Origin of the sequence: Pseudomonas sp. ML96, assembly GCF_000761545.1 — a bacterium.
Classification (GTDB): Bacteria; Pseudomonadota; Gammaproteobacteria; order Pseudomonadales; family Pseudomonadaceae; genus Aquipseudomonas.
Map to the genome: position 1 here is coordinate 109,629 of NZ_JPMY01000013.1, position 24,610 is coordinate 134,238.

General features: G+C 66.5%; 28 protein-coding genes. 11 read left to right on the forward strand and 17 right to left on the reverse strand.

Annotated features, from left to right (window positions below):
* Positions 1 to 72: 72 nt before the first annotated feature.
* Entirely contained in the window at positions 73 to 954 is an 882-nt protein-coding gene (locus IP89_RS11255) for an AraC family transcriptional regulator (RefSeq protein WP_043309593.1), read from the forward strand.
* A gap of 57 nt (positions 955 to 1,011) precedes the next feature.
* On the opposite strand, the gene IP89_RS11260 is transcribed toward IP89_RS11255, so the two are convergent.
* Genes IP89_RS11260 through IP89_RS11275 form a run of 4 tightly spaced genes read right to left on the reverse strand, consistent with a single transcriptional unit; the run spans position 1,012 to position 2,536 of the window.
* Positions 1,012 to 1,290, reverse strand: a complete 279-nt coding sequence (locus tag IP89_RS11260; RefSeq protein WP_043309594.1) for a Rho-binding antiterminator — start codon at positions 1,288 to 1,290, stop codon at positions 1,012 to 1,014.
* 11 nt (positions 1,291 to 1,301) lie between these two features.
* A complete protein-coding gene (locus IP89_RS11265) occupies positions 1,302 to 1,556 on the reverse strand; it encodes a DUF2024 family protein (RefSeq protein WP_043309595.1) in 255 nt (84 codons plus the stop codon).
* A gap of 1 nt (position 1,557) precedes the next feature.
* Positions 1,558 to 2,295 carry a hypothetical protein gene (locus IP89_RS11270; RefSeq protein ID WP_043309596.1) on the reverse strand — a complete coding sequence of 246 codons (738 nt, stop codon included), beginning with the start codon at positions 2,293 to 2,295 and terminating at the stop codon, positions 1,558 to 1,560.
* A 10-nt stretch (positions 2,296 to 2,305) separates the two neighbouring features.
* The gene (locus IP89_RS11275; protein WP_043309597.1) at positions 2,306 to 2,536 is read right to left on the reverse strand and encodes a glutaredoxin domain-containing protein; all 231 of its coding nucleotides are present in this window, start codon (positions 2,534 to 2,536) and stop codon (positions 2,306 to 2,308) included.
* Between the two features lie 118 nt (positions 2,537 to 2,654).
* On the opposite strand from IP89_RS11275, the gene IP89_RS11280 reads away from it, so the two are divergent.
* The gene (locus IP89_RS11280) at positions 2,655 to 3,218 is read left to right on the forward strand and encodes a MarR family winged helix-turn-helix transcriptional regulator (protein ID WP_043309598.1); all 564 of its coding nucleotides are present in this window, start codon (positions 2,655 to 2,657) and stop codon (positions 3,216 to 3,218) included.
* Here the strand turns inward: IP89_RS11280 and IP89_RS11285 are convergent.
* Together IP89_RS11285 and IP89_RS11290 are read right to left on the reverse strand one after the other, a co-directional pair.
* The gene (locus IP89_RS11285) at positions 3,215 to 4,057 is read right to left on the reverse strand and encodes an HDOD domain-containing protein (RefSeq protein ID WP_043309599.1); all 843 of its coding nucleotides are present in this window, start codon (positions 4,055 to 4,057) and stop codon (positions 3,215 to 3,217) included. The two genes, IP89_RS11280 and IP89_RS11285, sit on opposite strands and share 4 nt — an antisense overlap.
* An 82-nt stretch (positions 4,058 to 4,139) precedes the next feature.
* A complete protein-coding gene (locus tag IP89_RS11290; protein ID WP_043309600.1) occupies positions 4,140 to 4,562 on the reverse strand; it encodes a PaaI family thioesterase in 423 nt (140 codons plus the stop codon).
* Positions 4,563 to 4,717: 155 nt separating this feature from the next.
* Here IP89_RS11290 and ung point away from each other — a divergent pair, with 155 nt between their 5' ends.
* A complete protein-coding gene (gene ung / locus IP89_RS11295) occupies positions 4,718 to 5,416 on the forward strand; it encodes a uracil-DNA glycosylase (RefSeq protein ID WP_043309601.1) in 699 nt (232 codons plus the stop codon).
* On the opposite strand, the gene IP89_RS11300 is transcribed toward ung, so the two are convergent.
* From IP89_RS11300 to IP89_RS11320, 5 genes are all read right to left on the reverse strand, one after another.
* Positions 5,376 to 6,269, reverse strand: coding sequence for a DUF6279 family lipoprotein (locus tag IP89_RS11300; protein ID WP_043309602.1), 894 nt, complete (start codon positions 6,267 to 6,269; stop codon positions 5,376 to 5,378). The two genes, ung and IP89_RS11300, sit on opposite strands and share 41 nt — an antisense overlap.
* 87 nt (positions 6,270 to 6,356) lie before the next feature.
* On the reverse strand, positions 6,357 to 7,436 hold the full coding sequence (locus IP89_RS11305; RefSeq protein WP_043309603.1) for an ABC transporter permease: 1,080 nt from the start codon (positions 7,434 to 7,436) through the stop codon (positions 6,357 to 6,359).
* Positions 7,433 to 8,371 carry an ABC transporter ATP-binding protein gene (locus IP89_RS11310; protein ID WP_043309604.1) on the reverse strand — a complete coding sequence of 313 codons (939 nt, stop codon included), beginning with the start codon at positions 8,369 to 8,371 and terminating at the stop codon, positions 7,433 to 7,435. The genes IP89_RS11305 and IP89_RS11310 overlap by 4 nt, the downstream gene beginning before the upstream one ends.
* Entirely contained in the window at positions 8,368 to 9,345 is a 978-nt protein-coding gene (locus IP89_RS11315; RefSeq protein WP_052081045.1) for an HlyD family secretion protein, read from the reverse strand. The genes IP89_RS11310 and IP89_RS11315 overlap by 4 nt, the downstream gene beginning before the upstream one ends.
* 1 nt (position 9,346) lies before the next feature.
* Positions 9,347 to 9,991: a TetR/AcrR family transcriptional regulator gene (locus tag IP89_RS11320; RefSeq protein ID WP_043309605.1), complete on the reverse strand. Its 645-nt coding sequence runs from the start codon at positions 9,989 to 9,991 to the stop codon at positions 9,347 to 9,349.
* Positions 9,992 to 10,125: 134 nt separating this feature from the next.
* On the opposite strand from IP89_RS11320, the gene IP89_RS11325 reads away from it, so the two are divergent.
* Genes IP89_RS11325 through IP89_RS11335 form a run of 3 tightly spaced genes read left to right on the forward strand, consistent with a single transcriptional unit; the run spans position 10,126 to position 13,211 of the window.
* Positions 10,126 to 12,147 carry an FUSC family protein gene (locus tag IP89_RS11325; protein ID WP_156115037.1) on the forward strand — a complete coding sequence of 674 codons (2,022 nt, stop codon included), beginning with the start codon at positions 10,126 to 10,128 and terminating at the stop codon, positions 12,145 to 12,147.
* Positions 12,134 to 12,340 (forward strand): DUF1656 domain-containing protein, encoded by a 207-nt coding sequence (locus tag IP89_RS11330; RefSeq protein ID WP_043309607.1) that lies wholly within the window; start codon positions 12,134 to 12,136, stop codon positions 12,338 to 12,340. The genes IP89_RS11325 and IP89_RS11330 overlap by 14 nt, the downstream gene beginning before the upstream one ends.
* A gap of 10 nt (positions 12,341 to 12,350) precedes the next feature.
* Positions 12,351 to 13,211: an efflux RND transporter periplasmic adaptor subunit gene (locus IP89_RS11335; RefSeq protein WP_043309608.1), complete on the forward strand. Its 861-nt coding sequence runs from the start codon at positions 12,351 to 12,353 to the stop codon at positions 13,209 to 13,211.
* Here the strand turns inward: IP89_RS11335 and IP89_RS11340 are convergent.
* The 4 genes from IP89_RS11340 to IP89_RS11355 form a co-directional block, all read right to left on the reverse strand.
* Entirely contained in the window at positions 13,189 to 13,569 is a 381-nt protein-coding gene (locus tag IP89_RS11340) for a hypothetical protein (RefSeq protein ID WP_043309609.1), read from the reverse strand. The genes IP89_RS11335 and IP89_RS11340 overlap by 23 nt on opposite strands.
* 73 nt (positions 13,570 to 13,642) lie before the next feature.
* Positions 13,643 to 14,113: a MaoC family dehydratase gene (locus tag IP89_RS11345; protein ID WP_043309610.1), complete on the reverse strand. Its 471-nt coding sequence runs from the start codon at positions 14,111 to 14,113 to the stop codon at positions 13,643 to 13,645.
* Complete coding sequence (locus IP89_RS11350) at positions 14,110 to 15,069, reverse strand: alpha/beta hydrolase (RefSeq protein ID WP_043309611.1); 960 nt, start codon at positions 15,067 to 15,069, stop codon at positions 14,110 to 14,112. Before IP89_RS11350 ends, IP89_RS11345 begins: the two co-directional genes overlap by 4 nt.
* A gap of 65 nt (positions 15,070 to 15,134) precedes the next feature.
* On the reverse strand, positions 15,135 to 15,860 hold the full coding sequence (locus IP89_RS11355; protein ID WP_043309612.1) for an ABC transporter substrate-binding protein: 726 nt from the start codon (positions 15,858 to 15,860) through the stop codon (positions 15,135 to 15,137).
* Positions 15,861 to 16,057: 197 nt separating this feature from the next.
* Between IP89_RS11355 and fadD2 the strand changes: the two genes are divergently transcribed.
* Together fadD2 and fadD1 are read left to right on the forward strand one after the other, a co-directional pair.
* Positions 16,058 to 17,746, forward strand: a complete 1,689-nt coding sequence (gene fadD2 / locus IP89_RS11360; RefSeq protein ID WP_043309613.1) for a long-chain-fatty-acid--CoA ligase FadD2 — start codon at positions 16,058 to 16,060, stop codon at positions 17,744 to 17,746.
* Positions 17,747 to 18,017: 271 nt separating this feature from the next.
* The gene (gene fadD1 / locus IP89_RS11365) at positions 18,018 to 19,709 is read left to right on the forward strand and encodes a long-chain-fatty-acid--CoA ligase FadD1 (RefSeq protein ID WP_043309614.1); all 1,692 of its coding nucleotides are present in this window, start codon (positions 18,018 to 18,020) and stop codon (positions 19,707 to 19,709) included.
* Positions 19,710 to 19,767: 58 nt separating this feature from the next.
* On the opposite strand, the gene IP89_RS11370 is transcribed toward fadD1, so the two are convergent.
* Positions 19,768 to 20,172 (reverse strand): thioesterase family protein, encoded by a 405-nt coding sequence (locus IP89_RS11370; RefSeq protein ID WP_043309615.1) that lies wholly within the window; start codon positions 20,170 to 20,172, stop codon positions 19,768 to 19,770.
* A gap of 41 nt (positions 20,173 to 20,213) precedes the next feature.
* Complete coding sequence (locus IP89_RS11375; protein ID WP_043309616.1) at positions 20,214 to 21,104, reverse strand: LysR substrate-binding domain-containing protein; 891 nt, start codon at positions 21,102 to 21,104, stop codon at positions 20,214 to 20,216.
* 400 nt (positions 21,105 to 21,504) lie between these two features.
* On the opposite strand from IP89_RS11375, the gene IP89_RS11380 reads away from it, so the two are divergent.
* From IP89_RS11380 to IP89_RS11390, 3 genes are read left to right on the forward strand one after another with little or no spacing between them, the layout of a single operon-like run.
* Positions 21,505 to 22,557, forward strand: a complete 1,053-nt coding sequence (locus IP89_RS11380) for an agmatine/peptidylarginine deiminase (protein WP_043309617.1) — start codon at positions 21,505 to 21,507, stop codon at positions 22,555 to 22,557.
* Positions 22,558 to 22,561: 4 nt separating this feature from the next.
* A complete protein-coding gene (gene aguB / locus IP89_RS11385) occupies positions 22,562 to 23,470 on the forward strand; it encodes an N-carbamoylputrescine amidase (protein WP_043309618.1) in 909 nt (302 codons plus the stop codon).
* 2 nt (positions 23,471 to 23,472) lie between these two features.
* Positions 23,473 to 24,567: an extracellular solute-binding protein gene (locus tag IP89_RS11390; protein ID WP_043309619.1), complete on the forward strand. Its 1,095-nt coding sequence runs from the start codon at positions 23,473 to 23,475 to the stop codon at positions 24,565 to 24,567.
* Positions 24,568 to 24,610: the final 43 nt, after the last annotated feature.

Below are 24,610 nucleotides of genomic sequence, written 5' to 3' on the forward strand. Positions count from 1 at the left end.
CGCGAGGCTGTGGATTGACGATCTTGCTCACGGGATGGACGATCTTGGCATTCGAACAAGAAAGAGGGCGCCATGAACGCCTCGGTGGAAACCTCCAACTGGCCACTGCCGGCCAATGGCCTGCGCTTTATCGTGCCGCCTCGGCTGCGCCGCGTGCTGGCCCGTCATCCGTTGTCCGCCGGCTGCTATCCGCTGGCCCTTGGCTTCTACCCGGAGGCCGCCGGGCACCGCATGCAGCGCCCGCAGCCGGACGATCACTTGTTGATTTACTGCCGTGCCGGGCGTGGCTGGCTGGACAGCGGGGATGGACGATTACAGGTTGGCGGCGGCGACCTGCTGCTATTGCCCAAGGGCCTTGCGCACACCTACGGCGCCGACCCGGAACGGCCCTGGACCATCCACTGGGTGCATTTCGATGGCGCCCTGTGCGACGACCTTCTGCGCCTGCTGGGCAAACCCGGCGTGCGCCGCATCGGCGTGCAGCCACGCCTGCTGGCGGACTTCGAGGCGCTGCTCGGCCTGCACCGCCAGGGCCTCAACCCGGCACACTTCATCCACGCCGCCCACCAGCTGCAGGCTCTACTCAGCTCGCTGGCCGTGCTGCCGGCGCGCACCACGCTGAAGTCCGGGCGGGTGCTGGACGTGGACGCGGTGCAGGCGGTGATGCGCAGCCACCTGCACGGCAGCCTCAACCTCGACGAACTGGCCGCGCAGTTCAAGCTGTCGCGCTTCCACTTCGCCAAGACCTACCGCGCCCTGACCGGCCACGCGCCGATCCAGGACTTCATCCAGCTGAAGATGGCCCAGGCCTGCCGCCTGCTCGACCAGGGCAGCCTGGAAGTACGGCAGATCGCCGAGCAACTGGGCTACGACGATCCCTATTACTTCTCGCGGCTGTTCAGGAAGGTGGTGGGCATGGCGCCCAGTCACTACCGGGCGTTGCACCAGGGCTAAAGCAAAAGGCCGTGGACTGGAGAGTCCACGGCCTTTTGCTTTAGCCCATTTGCGCGGTCAGATCGAGCAGATCATTCCCGCCAGCTCCACCCGGCCGAAACTGGCGCCGGGGTCGAGCGGGGTGATGGCCAGCAGGCGGTCGAGGCGCACCTCCTGCTTGCCGGCCTCGGTCTGCAGGACGAGGAACTCTTCCTTGCTCGGGGCCGTGCGCGTATCCAGCGCCTTGGCCACGAAGCTCGGACCCTCGGCCAACTCGACCTGCAGGCGGTAGCCGTGCATGCAAGCGATCTCCAGAAAGTCGTGCAGATCGCAGTTCAGGGGCTGATACGCGTTCATGGTGGTTCCTCCTAGCAACCCTGCAGCGGGATGATGAAGTAGCCCTGCTGGGCGATGGCCGCGGCCACCTCGGGGTGGGCCGGTTCGCTGTGGCAGAACTGGCAGCGACTCTGTGATACGTCGGCATCCTCCACGCCGCGGCTGGCGAGCCATTCGCGGGCGTAGCGGGCGGCGAGCGCCTGATCGTTGCCTTCGATGAGCACGTCGAAGTGTAGGTAACCGCCATCGACCGTGCGCACGTGGGTGTCGAACACTTTCACGTTCATGTCACTTCTCCTCTTTCCAGGTGGCCGGCAGCGACAGGTTGCCGGAGGCCACGTCCCACACGCTGGAGACGCACAGCAGCGGGTTGTGCAGGTCGGCGTTGACCTGCAGGGCGGCGGTCACGCCGTCGTAGTTGAAGCTCTGCGGGAAGCCGACGGCGGCCAGTGGTACGCGGATGCGCGCGGCATCGTCCTGCACGCTGAGGTCATAGCCGGGCGAGTCGATGTAGATCGGTGCGCCAGGCCAGGTGGCCGGCAGCTTGGGTTTGGCGCCCTCGGGGATGTCGCGCACCTTGAGGCCGGCAGGGCCGCAGGTCGCATCCTTGGTCAGCACTACCCAGTGCGAGTGCCACAGGCCGCCGTCGTTGTCCTGCTTGCCGTCGCCGTTTTCATCCAACTGCGGGGTGTCGTCGAAGTCCGGGTGCGAGGTCAGCGCCAGGGCGAGGATGCCCGAGCCCTGTTCGAAGCCGACGCTGCCGGCGTCCAGGCTGGTCGGCCAGACGTAGCTGTACACCTCGGCGGCGGCGAAGCTGCCCTTGGCAGTGGGCACGCGGCTACCGGCCTTGCCGTCGACCAGTTGCTCGAACACCAGGTCGCTGCCGTCCTTGAAGACGCGGGTGTGTACCAGGTCGAAGGCGGCGTCGACCTTGGCGGTCTTCTCGCTGTGGATGCCACCGGGGCCATGGGCCCAGGCCTGGCTGGCGAGGAGCGCGGTGAGCGCGAAAGCGAAGGGGGCTTTCATGGCCGGCTCCTTATTTCAGGTCGTCGATGGAGGCGCCGAAGTTCAGGTGCAGCACCTGGCCATCGACCACCAGCGCGGGCACCGACTTGACGCCGGCCTGTTCGGCTTCAGCCACGCGCTGCGGGCGCTCGCCGAGGTGCACGACCTCGACCTTGATGGCCGGGTCCAGCAGGTTGAGCAGGGTCTGTTCGGCCGAGACGCAAACGGGGCAGCCGGCGTGGTAGAAGCGTGCAGTGGTCATTTCGAGTCTCCTTCAAGTTAATTTGGTATCGATTCGATACTGATGCGAAGGCTACTCTCGTTGCGGTCTTTGTCAATATGGTTTTTAGTCGATACTATATTTCGACAGGAGTGATGATATGACCGCCACGACCCTCTTCGACCTGCTCGAACGCCTGACCAGCCTGATGCGCATCTGGAACCGCCAGCACCCGCTGCTGGCGGAGCTGCAGCCGATTCAGGTCAGTGCGCTGATCTACCTGTCGCGCTGCAACCGCTACTCCAATACGCCGCTGGCGGTGACCGACTATCTGGGCCTGACCAAGGGCACGGTGTCGCAGTCGCTCAAGGCGCTGGAGGCCAAGGGCCTGATCGAGAAGGTGCAGGACCCGCATGACCGGCGCAGCGTGCATCTGCAGCTAACCGCACAGGCGCGCGAGCTGCTGGCGGCCGTCGCGCCACCGCAGTTCCTGGTGGCGGCGCTGGAGCAGATGGGCGAGCGCGCGCCGGCGCTGGAGGAGCTGTTCGGCGATCTGCTACGACAGATCCAGCGCAGCGAGGATGTGCCGGGCTTCGGCCTGTGCCGCACCTGCCGCTTCCATCAGCAGCGCGACGGTGCGCCGTTCTGCGGCCTGACCCAGGAGCCGCTGACGGCGCCCGAGGCCGAGCTGATCTGCCGCGAGCACCAGCCGCTGGCGGCCTAGGCGCTCTTGCCGCCGAGCAGCTTGAACCAGAAGCGCACGGGCTCGCCGATGTTGTCGCGCAACTGCGCCGGGCTCAGTGCGTCGGCGCCCTGGCCGACCAGCTGTTGCCAGGCCGGCAACTGGAGCAGCAACTCGTCATCGCCAGATGCCAGGCAGCGCGCGACCTGCACCACGTCGATCAGGTCGGCGGGGCGCGGGTGGTTGCGGTCCCACTGCGCGCGCAGGCGGGCGCATTCGATCAGCGGCTGCGGCAGCTTCCAGCTGGTCAGCACGATCACCCCGACGTCCGCCGACAGCTCGTCGCACAGCGTCAGCAACTCCGCTTCCGTGGGCACCTTGCCGTACCAGCTCTGCACCTCGTCGATCACCGGCAGGCTGCCGATGTCCTGCACCAGGCCGGCGAGCATGGCGTCTTCCAGCGGCAGGCGTGTCAGCTCCTGGGACAGGCAGGCGCTGTAGGCCGCGCACAGCAGCGAGGCGTTCCAGCGCGCACGAAATACCTTGAGCAGCACCGGATCGTTCTGGGTGAACAGGTGATGGATGGTGAAAGTCAGCACCAGATTGTTCAGGCGCTGCAGGCCCAGGCGCGAAATCACTTCCTGCAGGCTGATGCCCGGCCGGCTGCCGCGCAGCAGGGGGCTTTCGGCGAACTGCAGCAGGTAGGCGGCCAGCGGTGGGTTGCTGTGCAGCAGGCGCGTCACCTGCTCCAGCGAGGCGCGCTCGGAGGCCAGTAGCTCGCGCAGGCGCAGCGAGGTCTCGGGCATCTGCGGGACCTTGGCGTTGCCCTTGAGGAAGTTGAAGTAGAGCGAAAATTTCAGACCATCTGGATACTCATCCATGCGGCAATCTCCGTCCGTTGTTTCACCCTCAAGCCTAGTGGGCATCTGCACCAGGCCAAGGGTGATCGGACGGACTGCGTGCTCAGACCCGGGCGATGGTCGCCAGCCCGGTGGCGATCAGCTTCTCCGCGCCATCCTTGACGGCAAACACGTCGGCGCGGCACACCGCCTGGCGCTGGCCGGCCTTGAGCACTTCGCTGCGGCACACCAGGCGCTCGCCGAGGGCCGGGGCCAGTAGGTTGAGCTTGTACTCGCTGGTGACCACGTCGCCGACCATCGAGGCCGCTGCCCAGGCGCAGCCGCTGTCGACCATGAAGCCGACTACCGCACCGTGCATGTAGCCGTGGTGCTGGCACAGGTCCGGACGGCTGGCCACCTGCAGGCTGACCTTGCCCGGGGCGAAGTCGAGCAGTTCGGCGCCCAACAGCTGGGCGAAGGTGGAATGTTGCAGTGCCTGCTCCAGGCGTTCGCGGCTGATGCCGCCGGTGGTCTCGCTAGTGGCCATGATCCTTGCTCCTGCGGGTGGGGGAGCTTGCAGTCTTAGCCGGCTTCGGCAGCCGGACCAAATGCATCCACCGGCGTGATGGGCAGGCATCAGCCTTGACTTGGCCGGGTGGCTTCCCTAGCGTGCCGTTTTCGTTTTTTCAGCAGGACTGCCGCATGAGCGCCGACGACCGCATCAAACTTGAGCCGGGCTGGAAGGAAGCCCTGCGCGAAGAGTTCGACAAGCCCTACATGACGGCGCTGAGCGAATTCCTGCGCGCCGAGAAGGCCGCCGGCAAGGTGATCTACCCGCCGGGCCCGCTGATCTTCAATGCGCTCAACTCCACGCCGCTGGAGCAGGTCAAGGTGGTGATCATCGGCCAGGACCCGTACCACGGCCCCGGCCAGGCTCACGGCCTGTGCTTCTCGGTGCAGCCGGGCGTGCCGGCGCCGCCCTCGCTGGTGAACATCTTCAAGGAGCTCAAGCGCGACCTGAACATCGACATTCCCGCGCACGGTTACCTGCAGAGCTGGGCCGAGCAGGGCGTACTGCTGCTCAACACCTCGCTGACCGTGCAGCAGGCCAGCGCCGGCTCGCACGCCGACAAGGGCTGGCAGCCGTTCACCGACAAGGTGATCGAGGCGGTCAATGCGCGGCCGGGCAACCTGGTGTTCCTGCTCTGGGGTTCGCACGCGCAGAGCAAGCAGAAACTGATCGATACCACCCGCCATCTGGTGCTGAAGTCGGCGCATCCGTCACCGCTGTCGGCCTACCGCGGCTTCCTCGGCAACGGCCATTTCAGTCGCACCAACCAGTACCTCAAGCAGTGCGGTCTCACTCCGATCGACTGGCAACTGCCGGCTCTGCCGGCGTAGCGCAGCTCAGTCCGGCGATGTCCTCGCGCAGGGCGCCGAGGCTGTCCTGCAGGCGCTGGTGCTGCGCCGCGTCGGCACTGGCCACCAGCTGGCCAAGTAGCTCGGCCAGACTGCGCTCACCCTCGTTGAAGGATTCGCGGTAGGCCTCGGTCCAGTAGCTCTGCCGCTCGTTCAGCAGGTGTTCGAGGCGCTGCGGGAAGTCGGCGCTGCGCCGGCCTTCCAGCTCCTGCAATAGCGCGGCCTGCCAACGCTCGCGGCTGTCCAGCCACAGACGGTTCTGTTCGCCGCGCTGCTCGGCCCAGGTGCGCACCATGGCCTGCTGCTGGCTGCTCAGATCACCGAACCAGGGATCCAGGCGCTCCTCGGTGCTCTCCGCGCGTTTGGTGATCTGTTCAGCCAGCGGCGGTTCGACGAACTCGCGGCGCAGCTTCTCGTTCTCCTTGGCCATCTGCTCGCGCAGCTGCTGCACCTGCAGCGGGGTGAGCTGCTGCAGCAGGCCGGCGGCGGTTGGGCCGATCTCGCTGGAGACCTCGCCCAGGGCCTGGCGCAGCTCGGCGAAGCGGGCCTGGAAGTGCGCCGCATCCAGCCGGCCATCGGCCAGGTCGGCGCGGTCCTGGTCCAGCCAGTGGGTCAGTTGTGGTAGTTGCGTGCTGCAGTGCCAGGCCAGGTGCTGGTCCAGGCGCGGCTTGAGCCAGGCCTTCTGCTCGGCGTTGAGGTCGAGGTAGCTGTCGATGCGCCAGGTCAGCAGGCGGTCGAGGTTGCGGTAGGCTAGGTCGAGGCGGCTGCAGGCGCTCAGCAGGGTGATGCCGAGCAGCAGGGCGATCATGGGAAGAGCGGGGACGCGTCGTCGCATGGCGTGCCTCGTCGTCGTTAGCTGGCCCGAGCATAGTGCCTGCGGATGGCCGCCGTGTTACCGCGACACATCCGCTTAAACATCGCGTCAGTCCAGGCGCTTGTGGATGCGCGTCACCGCCAGGCCCAGCAATGCCACGCAGAACACTATTAGGATCAATACCTCCAGCCACAGTTCATGCAAACCCGCATTGCGCAGCATGATGCCGCGCGCCAGGCGCAGGTAATGGGTCAGCGGCATGAACTCGGCGACCCACTGCGCCGCCTTGGGCATGCCGGCGATGGGGAACATGAAGCCGGACAGCAGGATCTGCGGCAGGAAGGTGAAGAAGGCCATCTGCATGGCCTGGAACTGGGTCTTGGCCAGGGTCGACAGCCACACGCCGAGGGCCAGGCTGGCGACGATGAACAGCAGCGAGGCGCCGTACAGGTCGAGCAGCGAGCCGCGTACCGGCACGCCGAACAGCCAGTGCCCGGCCACCAGGATCACCGTGACCTGAATCAGGCCGATGCCGATGAAGGGCAGCACCTTGCCGATGGTCAGCTCCCAGGGCGACACCGGCGTGGCGATCAGCAGCTCCAGGTTGCCATGCTCGCGCTCCCGGACCAGCGCCACGGCGGTGAACAGCACCATGGTCATGGTCAGGATCACCCCGAGCAGGCCAGGCACGGTGTTCAGCGGCGCCAGGCGTTCCGGGTTGTAGAAGTTCACCACTTCCACGCCCTGCTGGCTCTCCCAGCCAGGCAGCGGGTAGGCGGCCAGCTGGCGCGCCGAGGCCTGGATGCTCTGGTCCGAGCCGTCGATCACCAGTTGCAGCGGTGGGCGGTCCTTGCGCTGCAGGCGCGCCTCGAAGTCGCTGGGCACCACCAGCGCGGCGTTGATGCGGCCCTCGCGCAGCAGGCGGTCGATCTCCCGCGGGTTATCCAGCTGGTACTTGACGTTGATCACCTGGCTGGAGGCGATCTCCGCCACCACCTCGCGCGATTGCGCGGTATTGGCCTGGTTGAGCACGGCGGCGTCGATGCCGCGCACGTCCATGTTGATGGCGTAGCCGAACAGCACCAGTTCCAGCAGCGGCACGCCGGCGATCATGACGAAGGTCAGCTTGTCGCGGCGCAGCTGGCGCAGCTCCTTGAGCACGATGGCGCCCATGCGGCGCAGGTTCATGGGCGGGCCTCCAGCGGCTTGCGGGTGACGGCGACGAACACGTCCTCCAGGTTGGCCTCGCCGTCGCGCAGCTGGGCGTCGACGCCGGCCTTGCGCAGCACGGCGGCGATCTCGTCGCGGTTGCCATCGGCTTCACACAGCACGCGCAGGGTGGCGCCGATCTGCGCCGTGGCCAGCACCGCCGGGTGGCCCTGCAGGGCGCGCTGGGCATCGCGTGGCTGGGCGCACTCGACCAGCAGCGGTTGGCCGGGCAGGGCGTCCATCAGCTCGCGCGGGCTGCCATCGGCGACCAGACGGCCGGCGTCGAGAATGCCTAAGCGCGTGCAGCGCTCGGCCTCGTCCATGTAGTGGGTGGAGACCAATAGGGTGGTACCTTCCTCGGCCAGCTCGAACAGCGAATCCCAGAACTCGCGGCGCGACTGCGGGTCGACGGCGCTGGTCGGCTCGTCGAGCAGCAGCAGGTCGGGCTTGTGCAGCACGGCGCCGGCCAGGGCCAGGCGCTGCTTCTGCCCGCCGCTCATTGTGCCGGCCATCTGCTTGCGACGGTCCGCCAGCCAGTAGCTCTCCAGCAGCTCGTCGATGCGCTCGCGGGTCTCGCGGCGATTGATGCCCTGCACGGCGGCGAGGAATTCCAGGTTCTCCTGCACTGTGAGGTCCTCGTACAGCGAGAACTTCTGCGTCATGTAGCCGATGCGCCGCTTCAGCTCCTCGGCGTCACGCGGGATCTGGTAACCGAGCACCTCCACCTCGCCCTCGCTGGGCAGCAGCAGGCCGCAGAGCATGCGGATGGTGGTGGACTTGCCGCAGCCGTTGGGGCCGAGGAAGCCGAATACCTCGGCGCGCGGCACGCTGAGGTCGAGGTGATCCACTGCGGTGAGCTGGCCGAAGCGCTTGCTCAGGCCGCGGGCGCGGATCACCAGCTCATTGCCGTTCATTGCTGCGGCTCCGCGGCGGCGCGCTCCGCGTGCAAGGGCAGGCCGGCCGGCAGCTTGCGCGCGGCCTCGCCCTGCAGCACCAGTTCGGCGCGATAGACCAGGCGGCTGGCGTCGTCGCCGGTCAGCGCGTAGTAGGGAGTGAACGCGGCCTCGCTGCGGATGCTGCGCACCTTGGCCTGGAAGGGCTGTTCGATGCCCTGCACATGGATGCTCATCACATCGCCGACCTGCACCTGGGCGCGGATGCTGGCCGGGATGAACACGCGGGCATAGGGCTGCTCGCCGACCAGCAGGCTGACCAGCTCGGCGCCGGCCGGTGGCTGGTCGCCAACCTTGAACGGCAGGGCATCGACCACCCCGGCACGCGGCGCGCGCAGGCTCAGGTGCTCGCGGCCGACTTGCAGCTGGGCCAAGTTGCCGCGAGCGGCGTCGAGGGCGGCGGCGGCCTGTTCGATCTGCTCCGAGCGGGTGCCGTTGGTCAGCTCACGCAGCTGTGCCTCAGCGCTGCGGGTGGCGGCGCTGGCCTGGTCACGGGCGGCGCGGGCACGGTCCAGCTCGGCGATGGCCACCTGCTTGCGCTGGTACAGCTCGGCGATACGGGTGAAGTTGCGTCCGGCGTCGGTCAGCTCGGCGCGGTTGCGCGCCAGGGTGGCGCGGGCCGAGTCGATGGTCTCGCTGCGCGCGCCGTTGCTCAGCTCGGCCAGGCGCGCTGCGGCCTGGTCCACTTCGCCACGGGCCTGGGCGATGCGTGCGTCCTGGCGGCGCGGGTCAAGCTCCAGCAATGCCTGGCCCTCCGTGACCTGATCGCCCTCGGCCACTTTCCAGGCGAGGATGGTTTCCGAGGCCTCGGCGGGCAGGCCGACGCGGTCCCATTCCAGGGTGCCCAGCAGCTGTTCGCCGCCGGAGTCGCAGGCGGCCAGGCTGACCATGAGCAGCCCGGCCAACAATGGACGAGAGAACGACACAGGGTACATCTCAGGGCTCCATACCGCCCTTGAGCAGGGCGAGGGTGTGGGCGATCAGCGCTTCGTTGCCGATCTGCGGGTTGGCGAACACGCCGCGCCAGATCGGTGCGGCAGCGTAGGGGAGGAGGGTGACGCCGATCAGCGAGACCACCAGCAGGCGCGGGTCGAGCTCGGGGTTCAGCGCGCCGCGGGCCTGGGCCGCGGCGAACTTCTGCGCCAGCAGCAGCGGTACCAGCGGGGCGACGCGGTCCATCAGGCGCTCGCGCAGTACGCCGCCTTCGCAGAGGATTTCGCGCACCCACAACTGCGAGATCCACGGGTGGGCGGCGACGTTGTGGCTCATGTGGCGGACAAACGCGGCGACCAGTTCCTGCGGGTCGTCACCGGCCTGGCGCAGCTCCTCGGCGGCGCCCATCACCAGCGGCAGGAAGCGCTCCTCGACCATGGCGTCGACCAGGCCTTCCTTGCCGCCGAAGTAGTAGTTGAGCAGCGCCGGGGTGACCCCGGTGCGCTCGGCGATGGCGCGCAGGCTGGTGGCCTGGATGCCCTGGCTGGAGAACAGGTCGGTAGCCGTGTTCAGCAGCAGCTCGCGCTGCGCCGTGGCATCGGCGGTGGGGCGCCCGGGAGCGCGCGGAGTCTTGGGTGGTTTGTTCATGTTGAAATAATTAAACAGTTAATTAATTAGTGGCAAGCGCCGCTCGTCCATTAGCTGTTACAGGGGATTAGTGCGGCTGCGCTGGCGATTGGTTTGGATGATTTCGCCGCCCCGGTCGTGGCCAACTACCCTCAATGCGAGTGTGTCGTCAGGTAGTAGCCTCAGTGCGCGATTTCCTTTCCGCCATCTTCGCCCCCAGCCCGCTGGCCTTGCAGTTCGCCTGCAAGACCCTGCTCAGCGGCGCGCTGGCGCTGTGGTGTGCCTTCCGTTTCGGCCTCGACCAGCCGCAGTGGGCGCTGATGACCGCCTTCATCGTCGCCCAGCCGCTGGCCGGCATGGTGGTGCAGAAGGGCCTGGCGCGGCTGCTGGGCACGGTGATCGGCACCGTGCTGTCGGTGGTGTTCATGGGCCTGTTCGCCCAGGCGCCCTGGTTGTTCCTGCTGGTGATGGCGCTGTGGCTGGGGCTGTGCACCATGGCCTCGACCCTGCTGCGCAGCGCCTGGGCCTACGCCTTCGTGCTCTCCGGCTACACCGTGGCGATCATCTGCCTGCCGATATTCGGCAAGCCGCTGACGGTGTTCGACGAGGCGGTGGCGCGCTGCACCGAAATCTGTCTCGGCATTCTCTGTTCCATGGTGGTCAGCGCGGTGCTCTGGCCACAGCGCGTCGAGCAGCAGTTGGTGGGCCAGGCACGGGCGGCCTGGCTCGGCGGCGTGCAGGTGGCCGCCGCCGCGCTGCAGCGCCAGGGCGCCGGGCCGCGTGGCCTGCTGGAGACCCTGGGCCGTATCGTCGCGGTGGATGCCCAGCGTGAGCACGCCTGGTTCGAGGGCGTGCGCGGCCGCCAGCGCGCCCGTGGCCTGCGCGCCCTGACCCGCGAGCTGCTCAGTCTGCTGCGCCTGGCGCGTGGCGTGGCGCGGCAGTGGCGCCAGCTCGACGATACCGACGCACACGCCCTGGCGCCGTGGATGGCTGAGTTGCAGGCGCGCCTGCTTGACCCCGAGCGCGGGCCGGATGCCGAGCTGATGGCGCGCCTGCGCGAGCAGTCCCAGGCCGAAGAACATCCAACAGTGCGGCGTTACTGCCTGGGACGCATGGCCTTACTGATGCGTCAGCTCGGCCGCGCCCATGAGGCGCTGCTGGCGGTGGAGCGCGGCGAGGCGCCGGTGGATGCGCCGCCGCCATTGTCCTGGCATCGCGACGTGCAGACTGCTGCCGTCTATGGCCTGCGCAGCTGTCTGACCCTGCTGGCGCTGTCGGCTTTCTGGCTGGCCACCGCCTGGCCGGCGGCGAGCGGCGCCATGCTGCTGGCCTCGGTGGTATGCAGCCTGTTCGCCAGCCGCGAGAACGCCGACCTGATCGGCATGGCCTTCCTGCGCGGCATTCTCTATGCGCTGCCGGTGGCCTTCTTCGTCGGCCAGGTGTTGCTACCGCAGTGGAACGGTTTCCCGCTGCTCTGCCTGGCGCTGGGCGTGCCGTTGTTCTTCGGCCTGCTGGCCATGTCGCGGCCGACGCTGGCCGGCGCCGCCACCTCCTTCTGTCTGCACTTCATCGTGCTCTGCGCGCCGCGCAACGACATGGTCTACGACGTCGCCTTCTTCCTCAATTCGGCGCTGGCCATGCTGCTCGGTGTCGGTTGCGCGGTGCTGGCGCTGCGCCTGCTGGTGCTGCGCAATCCACTGTGGCATGGGCGGCGACTGCTGCGTGCAACGCTCGACGACCTGGCGCGGCTGTGCACGCGCTCGCTCGGCGGCGCGGAGAACTGGTTCGGCGGGCGCATGGCCGATCGCCTGCTGCAGCTGGCGCGCTTCTACCCGCAGCTGCCCGATGGCGGGCGCAGCCGCTGGGACGACGGCGTCGACAGCCTCGACCTGGGCGATGAACTGCTGCACCTGCGCGCCTGCCTGGCGGCGGCGCCGAATGCTCCGCGCGAGGCCGAGCAGCGCTTCTTCGCCGGCCTGCAGCAGGTGCTGCGCGACGGGCCGCAGGCGAGCCGTGGCGAGGCGCTTGATCCCTTCATTCAGGCGCTGACGCGGGCCTTGCACGACCGGCCGCCGGCCATCGAACTGCAGCTGGCCGAGGCGGCCTTGCTGCAACTGCGCAATAGCTGGCGACGCTGGTGCGCCGAACAAACGGGAGGGGCTCATGGATTTGCGTGAGTGGGCGTGGGGCGGCGTGCTGCTCAGCCCGATGCTGCTGTATGCGCTGCTTGCGTTGTTGCTGACCGGCGTGTTGCGCCTGGGCCTGCAGCGCGCTGGGTTGGCGCGCTGGATCTGGCACGAGGCGCTGTTCGACTGCGCCCTGTATGTCTGTGTGCTGGCGGGCCTGGTGGCCCTGCTGGCAACCTGGTGAGGAGTAGCTGATGAGTGCACTTCCGCGCGTAGCGGTGACCCTGCTGATGGTACTGGTGGCCGTGCTGGCCGGCTGTTGGCTGTGGGGCTTCTACATGAACGCGCCCTGGACCCGTGATGCGCGGGTGCGCGCCGACGTGGTCACCATCGCCCCGGACGTGTCCGGCTGGGTGCTCGAGCTCAAGGTGCAGGACAACCAGCAGGTCAAAGCCGGCGACCTGCTGATGAGCATCGACCGCGAGCGCTACCAGGCCAATCTCGACAAGGCCAAGGCCCTGGCCCAGACCCGCCGCCAGCAGCTCAACCTGCGCCAGCACGAGGCTTCGCGCCGCGCTCATCTGGGGCCGCAGGCGATCAGCGCCGAGCTGCGCGAGAACGCCCAGATCAACGCCGAGATCGCCCGCGCCGAGCTGCAGCAGGCCGAGGCCGAGGTGACCCTGGCCGAACTCAACTTGAAACGCAGCGAGGTGCGCGCGCCACGCTCCGGCCAGGTCACCAACCTGCACCTGGCCCAGGGCAACTACGTGCAGGCCGGCCAGGCGGTGATGGCCCTGGTGGCCGATGACTCCTTCTACGTGCAGGCCTATTTCGAGGAGACCAAGCTGCCGGGCATCCACGTCGGTGCGCCGGCCGAGGTGGTGCTGATGAGCGGCGGCCTGGTGCTGCAGGGCAAGGTGCAGAGCATCAGCCGCGGCATCACCGACCGCAACGCGGTGGCCGATGCGCAGCTACTGGCCAACGTCGAGCCGACCTTCAACTGGGTGCGCCTGGCCCAGCGCATTCCGGTGCGCATCGAACTGGAGGATCTGCCCAAGGACCTGGCGCTGAGCGCGGGGATGACGGCGAGCGTCAGGGTGATGGGGGAGAAGTAGAGGTATCGGTTGCGTGCGTGGGCTCTGGCTGCTTTCTGCGATGAATCAGGCAGGCGGCGAAGTAGGCCAAAAATAGGCCGAAAGCCACTTGAATAGCTTGTTTGAGATAGCCCAGTTGGGTCAGTTGGCGGTACTCGGCGCTTCGAGTCAGCTCCTGCAGTTCCTGCAGGGTTATGTCATCTAACGAGGGTATTTGACGCTGCTCTTGATGCTTTTCGAGGATTTGCGTCCAGCGCTCAAACAGCATGCTTTTGTAGAGCTCATTGACTGCTGCCGATGAGCAAGAATTGACGAAATACACTGCGACGAGAATCGCGGTAGTTGCCAGCTTACGAATACTCGGTTTCCAGAATTCCATTTCCAGCGATCTCTGCAGTTCCATATACGAAAAAGCCAGCCGAGTTGGGCCCGGCTGGCTTTTGGGGTGAGCTTCAGCCAACGGTGACTTTCGGCATCTCCGGCATGCTCAGGGTCTGCTCGGCGCGCGGGGCGAGGACCTCGGCTTCGCCGTCCACCACCTGCTCCTGGTTCTGGTTGAACACGCGGGTGGCCAGGCGCACGCGGCCCTTGGGCAGCTTCTCCAGCACTTCCAGCTGCACGGTCAGAGTGTCGCCGAGCTTCACCGGGCGGGTGAACTTGAGCTGTTGGCCGAGGTAGATGGTGCCTGGGCCAGGCAGGTTGCAAGCGATGGCCGCGCTGATCAGCGCGCCGCTGAACATGCCGTGAGCGATGCGCTCCTTGAACATCGTCTCGGCGGCGAAGGCGGCGTCCAGGTGTACCGGGTTGTTGTCGCCGGAGACGGCGGCGAACAGCTGTACGTCGCGCTCTTCCACGGTCTTCACCAGGCTGGCCTGCTGGCCGACTTCGAGCTTGTCGTAGGGGATGTTGGTGACCTGGGTCATACGGGTTCCTCGATAGGAGTGGGGCACTGGCGGCTGCGGGCCAGGGTCCGCTCCAGCCAGTCGCGCAGGTAGTTGGTGACCTCGTCGCGATTGCTCTCGTTGAGCAGCTCGTGGCGGGCCTCGGGGTAGATCTTCAGTTCGACCTCGCGGATGCCGGCGGTACGCAGAGCGCCGGCCAGGTGGCCGAGGCGCTTGCCGTCGCTGACCGGGTCATGGTCGCCGCCGATCACCAGCAGCGGCAGGTCGGCGTCGATCTGCGCCAGGTTGCGGACCGGGGTGATCTGCTGGAAGCCATGCATCAGGTCGCACCACAGTTGCGTGGTACAGACGAAGCCGCACAGCGGGTCGGTCACGTACTTGTCGACTTCGGCCGGGTCGCGGCTGAGCCAGTCGAAGCCGGTGCGGTTGGGCTTGAAGGCCTTGTTGAACGAGCCGAAGGAGAGGAAGTCGATCAGCTTGCTGCGCCCGGTCGGGCCGAGGCGCCAGCGTTCCAGGCGGGTGATCAGACTGGCTGCCTTGTACAGCGGCAGCGACTGGTAGTTGGAGCCGGACAGGATGGCGCCCTGTAGGCTGCAGCTGTGGTGCATCAGGTAGGCCATGCCGATGTAGCTGCCCATGCTGTGGCCGAGCAGGAAGATCGGCGCGCGCGGGTGCTGCTGGCGGATGTGGTGGTTGAGCGTGGCGAGGTCGCCGACCACTTTGCTCCAGCCATCCGTGTCGGCGTAATGGCCGAGCACGCCGCGTTCGGCGGTGCGGCCGTGGCCACGCTGGTCGAGGGCGTATACGCCGTAACCGGCTTCGGTGAGCGTCTCGGCCAGGCGCGCATAGCGCTCGGCGTGCTCGGCCATGCCGTGGGCGATCATCAGCAGCGCCTTGGGCGCGGCTGCGGTGGGCCAGTGCAGTACGCGCAGCGCGGTGCCGTCGCTGGCGTCGATCCACAGTTCTTGTTGCTGCATGGCGGTCCTTGTGCCCGGTGAAGTCGCGGCATTGTGCATCGCGGCGCCGGGCGCGCAAAGGGCCGTTAACGCCAGACGTTGTGGCGTTTGAGGATCAGCATGTACTCGCCGCTGGCGTGCAACTCGCGCAGGCCACGCTCGAAGATGGCCGCCCAGTCGGGCTGGCCGGCGCGCGGCTCGGTGAAGCCGAGCACCAGCGGGATGCGCTCCAGCGCAGGCTCCTGCCATACCAGGCGGCCGCGCAGCTCGTCGTCGCTGGCCACCAGGTATTCGCCGACCACCCGTTCCAGCAGCACCAGGTCGAAGCGGCGGGCGGCGAGCTTGCGCAGGTTGCTGATGTCGTCCACCGCCTCCTCGGTGCGCAGGCCGGAGTTGAGCAGGCGCGGCGGGTAGCCGTAGCCCCGCACGATGCCCACCTTGCGCCCGCGCAGATCGTCGATGGACTGGAACGGCTGCGGATCGCGGCGGCGCACGAACATGCCGAGCTGGCTGTAGAACAGCGGGCGCGAGGCGATCAGGTCCTCTTCCTTTATCTCCTGCGGCCATAGGGCCAGGGCGCCCTGGTAGCGGCCGCTGTGCAGTTCGGCGCGCACCCGGGCCCAGGGCATGAAGTCGATGCGCGGCTCGTAGCCCTGGGTGGCGAAGGCGCGGCGGGTCAGCTCGACGATGCTGCCGCCATTGGGCATGTGCTGCGAGGTGTAGGGCGGGTATTCCAGGGTGGCCAGGCGCGGCTCGGCGGCCAGTGGCAGGCAGAGCAGAAGAGGGATGGCGAGGGCGAGGAATCGACGCATGGGGATGCCGTGGGGGAGGCCAGTATTAGCTATAGCGCAGGGCGACATGGATCGTCGGAAAAGCATGGTAAAGATTCATACGGTCAATGAGGGGGCCTCGGGTATTTGCCTCTGGTCTGCTAGCTGCTAAGTTCCGGGGCAATCCGGTCGCGTGGCAGCAGGCCGGCCAGTTCATTAGGTCAAGGGGAATAACAACAATGCAACCTGACTTCTGGGACGACAAGCGCCCGGCCGGGGTATCCAACCAGATCGATCTGACCACCTACCGCTCGGTGGTCGAAGTGTTCGAACGGTCCTGCAAGAAATTTGCCGATCGCCCGGCATTCAGCAACCTCGGCGTCACGCTGACCTACGCCGAACTGGAGCGCCATTCCGCGGCCTTCGCCGCCTGGCTGCAGAAGAACACCGACCTCAAGCCCGGCGATCGCATCGCCGTGCAGATGCCCAATATCCTGCAGTACCCGATCGCCGTGTTCGGTGCCATGCGCGCCGGGCTGATCGTGGTCAACACCAACCCGCTGTACACCGTGCGTGAGATGCGCCACCAGTTCAATGACGCCGGTGTGCGCGCGCTGGTGTACCTCAATACTTTCGGCAAGTCGGTGCAGGAAGTACTGCCCGATACCCAGGTCGAGTACCTGATCGAGGCACGCCTGGGTGACATGCAGTCGCCGCTCAAGGGCATGCTGATCAATGCCGCGGTCAAGCACCTGAAGAAGATGGTGCCGGACTACCAGCTGCCGCAGGCCGTGTCGTTCAAGGACGTGCTGCGTGCCGGCAGGGGCCATGGCTTCCAGCCGTCCAAGGTGACCCTGGATGACGTCGCCGTGCTGCAGTACACCGGTGGCACCACCGGCGTGGCCAAGGGCGCCATGCTCACTCACGGCAACCTGGTGGCCAACATGCAGCAGGTGCACAACTGCCTGCAGCAGACCGGCGCCGACGGCCAGCCGCTGATGAAGGAGGGCGGCGAGATCATGATCGCGCCGCTGCCGCTCTATCACATCTATGCCTTCACCGCGAACTGCATGTGCATGATGGTCAGCGGCAACCACAATGTGCTGATCACCAACCCGCGCGACATCCCCGGCTTCGTCAAGGAGCTGGGCAAGTGGCAGTTCTCCGCGCTGCTGGGCCTGAACACCCTGTTCGTCGCGCTGATGGACAACCCCGAGTTCAAGAACCTCGACTTCTCCAACTTGAAACTGACCAACTCCGGCGGTACCGCGCTGGTCAAGGCCACCGCCGAGCGCTGGCAGCAGATGACCGGTTGCGCCATCGTCGAAGGCTACGGCCTGACCGAGACTTCGCCGGTGGCTACCACCAACTGCTACGGCGAGCTGGCGCGCCTGGGCACCGTGGGCATCCCGGTGGCCGGCACCGCGCTCAAGGTGATCGACGACAACGGCGTCGAGCAGCCGCTGGGTGAGCGTGGCGAGCTGTGCATCAAGGGTCCGCAGGTGATGAAGGGCTATTGGCAGCGCGAAGAGGCCACTGCCGAGGTGCTGGACGCCGAGGGCTGGTTCAAGACCGGTGACATCGCGGTGATCGACCCGGATGGCTATACGCGCATCGTCGACCGCAAGAAGGACATGATCATCGTCTCCGGCTTCAACGTGTACCCGAACGAGATCGAGGACGTGGTCATGGCCCACCCGAAGGTGGCCAGCTGCGCCGCCATCGGTGTGCCGGACGAGAAGTCCGGCGAGGCGGTCAAGCTGTTCGTCGTGGCCCGCGAGGGCGGCGTCACCGTCGACGAGATCAAGGCCTACTGCAAGGAAAACTTCACCGGCTACAAGGTGCCCAAGCACATCGTGCTCAAGGACGCCCTGCCGATGACCCCGGTCGGCAAGATCCTGCGCCGCGAACTGCGCGACATCGCCTGAGTTTCACCCTGCCGGCGGGGTGGACGCCGGCATCCTCGAAAGCCCCGTTCCAGGGGCTTTTTCATGCGCGGGTCAAGCATGTGACTGCAAATCTATAGCGAGTCATTTTTCTGACCGTAATGGCCATGTTTGGTGCTGGTGGCCCCTAGGCAAAGCTGCTACTCTCGGCACGCTTTGGCCAGTCCCCACCTAGTGCCAAGGGCAAATCATCACAACAAACAACCGCCATTGCGCGCGGTGTAGATAAGCTGTTGCTCAGGAGTAGGCTTCCATGACCGATAACTTCTGGAAGGACAAATATCCTGTCGGAATCGCTGCCGAGATCGATCCCGACCAGTACCCCAATATCCAGGCCGTACTGAAAGAGTCCTGCCAACGCTTCGCCGATAAGCCTGCTTTCAGCAACATGGGCAAGACCCTGACCTACGGCGAGCTGTACGAACTCTCCGGCGTTTTCGCCGCCTACCTGCAGAATCACACGGACCTCAAGGCCGGTGACCGCATCGCGGTGCAACTGCCCAACGTCCTGCAGTACCCGGTCGTGGTATTCGGTGCCATGCGCGCCGGCCTGATCGTGGTCAACACCAACCCGCTGTACACCGCGCGGGAAATGGAACACCAGTTCAATGACTCCGGTGCCAAGGCCCTCGTCTGCCTGGCCAACATGGCCCACCTGGCCGAGGAAGTGCTGCCGAAGACCGGCGTCAAGCACGTCATCGTCACCGAGGTAGGCGACCTGCTGCCGCCGCTCAAGCGCCTGCTGGTCAACACCGTGGTCAAGCACGTGAAGAAGATGGTCCCGGCGTTCAACCTGCCGCAGGCCGTCAAACTGAACAAGGCGCTGGCCCTGGGCCGCGGCAAGTCCTTCACCGAAGCCACTCCGAGCAACGGCGACATCGCCGTGCTGCAGTACACCGGTGGCACCACCGGCGTGGCCAAGGGCGCGATGCTGACCCACCGCAACCTGGTGGCCAACATGCTGCAGTCCAAGGCGCTGATGGGCTCCAACCTCGGCGAAGGCTGCGAGATCGTCATCTGCCCACTGCCGCTGTACCACATCTACGCCTTCACCTTCCATTGCATGGCGATGATGCTGACCGGCAACCACAACATCCTCATCACCAACCCGCGCGACCTGCCGGGCACCGTGAAGGAGCTGTCGAAGTGGAAGTTCACCACCTTCGTCGGCCTCAACACCCTGTTCGTGGCGCTGTGCAACAACGAAGACTTCCGTCGTCTCGACCTGTCTTCGCTGAAGCTGACCCTGTCCGGCGGCATGGCCCTGCAACTGGCTACCGCCGAGCGCTGGAAGGAAGTCACCGGCTGCCCGATCTGCGAAGGCTACGGCATGACCGAGACCAGCCCGGTCGCCACCGTCAACCCGTACCAGAACATCCAGATCGGCACCATCGGCATCCCGGTGCCGTCGACCCTGTGCAAGGTCATCGACGACGAAGGCAACGATCTGCCGCTGGGCGAGCGTGGCGAGCTGTGCGTCAAGGGCCCGCAGGTGATGAAGGGCTACTGGCAGCGCCAGGAAGCCACCGACGAGATGCTCGATGCCAACGGCTGGCTGAAGACCGGCGACATCGCCGTGATTCAGGACGACGGCTACCTGCGTATCGTTGACCGCAAGAAGGACATGATCCTGGTGTCCGGCTTCAACGTGTACCCGAACGAGCTGGAAGACGTGCTCGCCACCCTGCCGGGCGTGCTGCAGTGCGCAGCCATCGGCGTGCCGGACGAGAAGTCGGGCGAGGCGATCAAGGTCTTCGTGGTGGTCAAGCCGGGCGAAAGCCTGAGCAAAGAGCAGGTGATGGAGCACATGCGCTCCAACGTCACCGGCTACAAGGTGCCGCGCTTCGTCGAGTTCCGCGACACCCTGCCGACCACCAACGTCGGCAAGATCCTGCGTCGCGAGCTGCGTGACGAGGAGCTGAAGAAGATCGCCGCTACGGCCTGATCTTCGAACAGCATGAAAAAGCCCCGCTTCGGCGGGGCTTTTTCGTTTCTGCGCTGCGCTATTCGGGCTGTAGAGCCTGGCGCAGCGCCTCGGGCAGCTCGATTGGCTGCTTGCTCTCCGGGTCGATGCACACCTGGGTCATCGCGCCGCGGAAGGTCACTTCGCCTGAAGCCTGGCGGCCCTCCACGGCGAAGCCGAACGAGGTGGTGCCGGGCGCCTCGCTGCGCACCTCGATGCTGATCACCTCGTCCCAAGTCATGGGTGAGAGGAATTCGACCGACAACGCCCGCGCCGGCGGCAGGATGCCCATGGCGAACAGCTTGCGCAGGCCCTCGCCACCGAGGCGGTGGGAGAGGAATTCGTGGATCGCCTCGATGACGAAGTAGGCGATGCGCGGCGTATAGACGATCCCTGCCGGGTCACAGTCGCCGAACAGAACGGTGCGGGTGGTGATGAAGGGCATGACTGCTCCGTGTCGGGTTGAGCTTTTGGCTGATGTCGGGATCATAACGGCTGACGAGTGGTTTCAGCTGCTGCGCCAGGGTTCAGGCGCTGCTCCAGCCAGGCGCAGAACTGGCGGGTGAGCGGGTCGTTCTCGCTGTCGCGGTGCACCAGCCAGGTCCAGCGCGGGCCGCGCACCCGTTGTTCGCTGAGCGGCTGCAGCAGACCTCGTTCCTGCGCCGGGCTGGCCAGCAGTTCGCTGACCAGGGCGATGCCCAGGCCGCCGCTGGCAGCGTCCAGCAGCAGGCCGGGGTCGGAGAAATTCAGGCCCTGGCTGTGCTGGCCGATATCGGCGCCGCCCTGTACCTGCCAGTGGGCCCAGTCCATCTCGCGTTCGCCGTGCAGGGTGGTGCGCTCGCTCGCCGGCGTGGCCAGCAGGCTCGGGTGGCAGGCCGGGTAGAGGCGGTCCTCCAGCAGCACGCGGAAGCTGCATTCGGCCTGGGCGCTGAGGTCGTCGCGCACGGCGATGTCGATGGTCTGGGTGGCCATGTCCGGCACCTCGTCGCTGGTGAACAGCCACAGATCGACGTCCGGATGGCGGCGGTGGAAGTCGCCCAGTTGCGGCACCAGCCAGTGGCGGGCGAAGGCCGGCGTGGTGTTGACCACCAGTTGGTTGGGCTTGCGGTACTGCTCCAGGCGGCGGATGCCCACGGCCAGTTGCTGCAGCAGGGCCTGGGTGGTGCTGAGCAAGTCGAAGCCGGCATCGGTCAGCGCCACGCTGCGGCCGTTGCGGAAGAACAGCGGCTGTTCGAGGAAACTTTCCAGGCTGCGGATCTGCTGGCTGATCGCCGACTGGGTGAGGTGCAGCTCCTCGGCCGCCTTGTGGAAACTGCCCAGGCGGGCGGCGGCTTCGAAGCCGCGCAGGGCGTTCAGGGGAGGCCAGTGCTTGAGCATGATTAGGGCCTGCTCCCGCTTCGTCGCGAGCCGCGTTGCTGCGTCAAATCGCGCCAGGCTAGGCGCGGGACGCAGGCAATGGTCGCTCCCTTGGCAAGTCCCGCAACAACGCATGGCGCGATTTGACGCGCAACCCGGAGGGACGGGCCAGTTTTTGCGCGGCGCGTCGTTACTCGTCGTTTATTTGGAATAACCAAACCTCTCTCCTCGCGCCTAGCTCCGCGCAAAAACTGGCTCCGTCGCGGTCGTGACGAAGCGGGAGCAGGCCCTAATAAGCCTGTCTAATCAGAATTGTGGAAAATCTATCGTTTGTTGCGCCTTTTTTACAGGCCTAGCATGCAATCCATCACCGCATTCGCGGTTTTCAGTGATAACAAAGACTTAACTGAAAGGCACTTGTATGCAACAGAACGCAGTCGCTTCGAACGCTTGGTTCATGCCCGCCGAATGGGCCCCGCACGCCGCCACCTGGATGGTCTGGCCGCACAATCAGCCGCTGTGGGAGTCCGGCTGGGGCGTAACCCTGGAAGAGGTGCAGGTCGACTTCGCCCGCGTCGCCAACGCCATCGCCCGCTTCGAGCCGGTGAAGATGGTGGTCGACCCGTCGGCGGCGTTCCGCGCTCGCGAACTGTGCGGCAAGGGCGTCGAGCTGATCGAGCTGGCGGTGGACGACAGCTGGTGCCGCGACTCCGGCCCGAGCTTCGTCTGCCACCCGCAGCTGGGCCTGGCCGGTGTCAGCTGGCGCTTCAACGCCTGGGGCGGCAAGTCCGAGCACAGCCTCGACGAGGGCCTGGCGCGACGCATCCTCAACGGTCTGGGTTTGGAGTGCTTCGGCACACCACTGAGCAACGAGGGCGGCGCCATCCATGTGGACGGCGAGGGCACGCTGATCACTACCGAGTCGGTGCTGCTCAACCCCAACCGCAACCCGGGCATGAGCAAGGCCGAGATGGAAGAGATCTTCGCCCGCCTGCTCGGTGTGAAGAAGACCATCTGGCTGCCGGGCGATCCCAAGTACGTCACCGGTGATATGACCGACGGCCACGTCGACGGCGTGTGCGCCTTCGCCAAGCCCGGCGCGTTGCTGGTAGACGCCACCCATGACCACGGCTCGGTGTACGCCGAGGTGGCGCGCGAGAACCGCCGTGCCCTGGAACTGGCCACCGACGCCAAGGGCCGCCAGTTCGAGCTGCTGGAGCTGTACGAAGCGACCGACGCGGTGGATACCGAAGCGGAAGTGTTCTGCGCCTCCTACACCAACTTCTATATCTGCAACGGCGCCATCATCATGCCGGCCTACGGTATCGCCGCCGATCAGGTGGCGGCGGACACCTTGCGTATGGCCTTCCCCGGCCGCGAAGTGGTGCCGGTACGCATCAACCAGCTGGCCCACGGCGGCGGCGGGGTGCACTGCATCACCCAGCAGCAGCCGCTGTGGCCGCTGAAGGGGTGATGCCATGAGCAGACTGACCGTCGCCACCACCCAGTTCGCCTGCAGCTGGGACCTCAAGCAGAACCTCGACCGCGCCGAGCAGCTGGTACGCGATGCCGCCGCCCGCGGCGCGCGGTTGATCCTGCTGCAGGAGCTGTTTGCCACGCCGTACTTCTGCATCGAGCAGCACCACAAGCACCTGGCGCTGGCCGAGGAGTACGAGCACAGCCCGCTGCTCAAGCGTTTCGCCGCGTTGGCCGGCGAGTTGGGCGTGGTTCTGCCCCTGAGCTGGTTCGAGAAGGCCGGCAACGCCTACTTCAACTCCCTGGCCGTGGCCGACGCCGATGGCCGCCTGCTCGGCGTCTATCGCAAGACCCACATCCCCAACGCCATCGGCTACCAGGAGAAGGAGTACTTCAGCCCCGGCGATACCGGTTTCCGCGTCTGGGACACCGCCGTCGGCCGCATCGGCGTCGGCATCTGCTGGGACCAGTGGTTCCCCGAGACCGCGCGCTGCCTGGCCCTGCAGGGCGCCGAGGTGCTGCTCTATCCGACCGCCATCGGCTCCGAGCCAGGTGCCGCGGCGCTGGATTCGCGCGACCACTGGCAACTGACCCAGCGCGGCCATGCCGCCGCCAACATCGTCCCGGTGATCGCCGCCAACCGCGTCGGCCGCGAGGTGGCGACCACCGATCCGGGCCTGCAGATGAGCTTCTACGGCTCGTCCTTCATCACCGACCACAAGGGCAAGCTGCTCGCCGAGGCCGACCGCGACACCAGCGGCGTGCTGGTGCGCGAGCTGGATCTCGCCGCCATGCGCGAGGACCGCATGACCTGGGGCATCTACCGCGACCGTCGCCCGGAGATGTACGGAGCGCTGCTGGGCCTGGATGGCCGCCACCTGCATAGCCACTGGAACCATCGGGGAGCCTGACCATGAGCCACAAGAAAAGCCTGCTGTTCGCCGCCCTGGCGCTGTGTTGCGCCCAGGCCTCGGCTGCCGTCGAGGAGAAGACACTGCGCCTGTACAACTGGGCCGACTACTTCGCCGAAGACACCCTTGCCAACTTCACCAAGGAGACCGGCATCAAGGTGATCTACGACGTCATGGAGGGCAGCGAGACGCTGGAGGCCAAGATGATGTCCGGCCACAGCGGCTACGACCTGATCTTCCCCGGCGACACCGTGGCCGAGCGCCTGATGCGCGCCGGCGCGCTGCAGAAGCTCGACCCGGACAAGCTGCAGCACCTGGCCGACATCGAGCCGGGCCTGCGCAACCTGCAGACCAAGTATCCCTATTCGCGCCACGCCACCGTGCCCTACACCTGGGGCAGCATCGGCATCACCTACAACGCCGAGATGGTCGGCAAGCGCATGCCTGACGCGCCGGTGAATAGCCTCGACCTGCTGTTCAAGCCGGAGAACGCGGCCAAGTTCGCCGACTGCGGCATCTCCATGATCGACTCGCCCGACGAGGTCATGGCTGTGGTACTCAACTACCTCGGCCGCACGCCACGCAGCGCCGAGCCGGAAGACCTGAAGGCCGCCACCGAGCTGCTGGTGTCGATCAAGCCCTACATCCGCAAGTTCCAGTCGCAGCCGGTCACCGACCTGGTCAACGGCGACCTGTGCCTGTCGCTCGGCTACAGCGGCGACTTCACCCAGGCCCAGCGCGCCGCCAGCGGCGCCGGCAAGGCGGCGGACTTCCGCTTCCACATCCCGCGCGAGGGCACCACGGTGTGGATGGACACCATGGCCATTCCGGTGGACGCCAAGCACCCGGAATACGCCTACGCCTTCATCAACTTCGTCATGCGTCCGGAGAACATGGCGGCGATCAGCAACTTCACCGGCTACCCGACCTCCAGCGCCAAGGCCCGGCCGATGGTCGACGCCGACATGCGCAACAACCCGGACATCTACGCCGACGAGGCCACCTACGCGCGGCTGATTCCCGGCAAGGACATTCCGCAGCGCTCGATGCGTGCGCGCATGCGCGCCTGGACCACCTTCAAGACCACCGCTCACTAAGCCTTCGTATGCCTACCAATGCCGCGCCCACCGGCGCGGCACG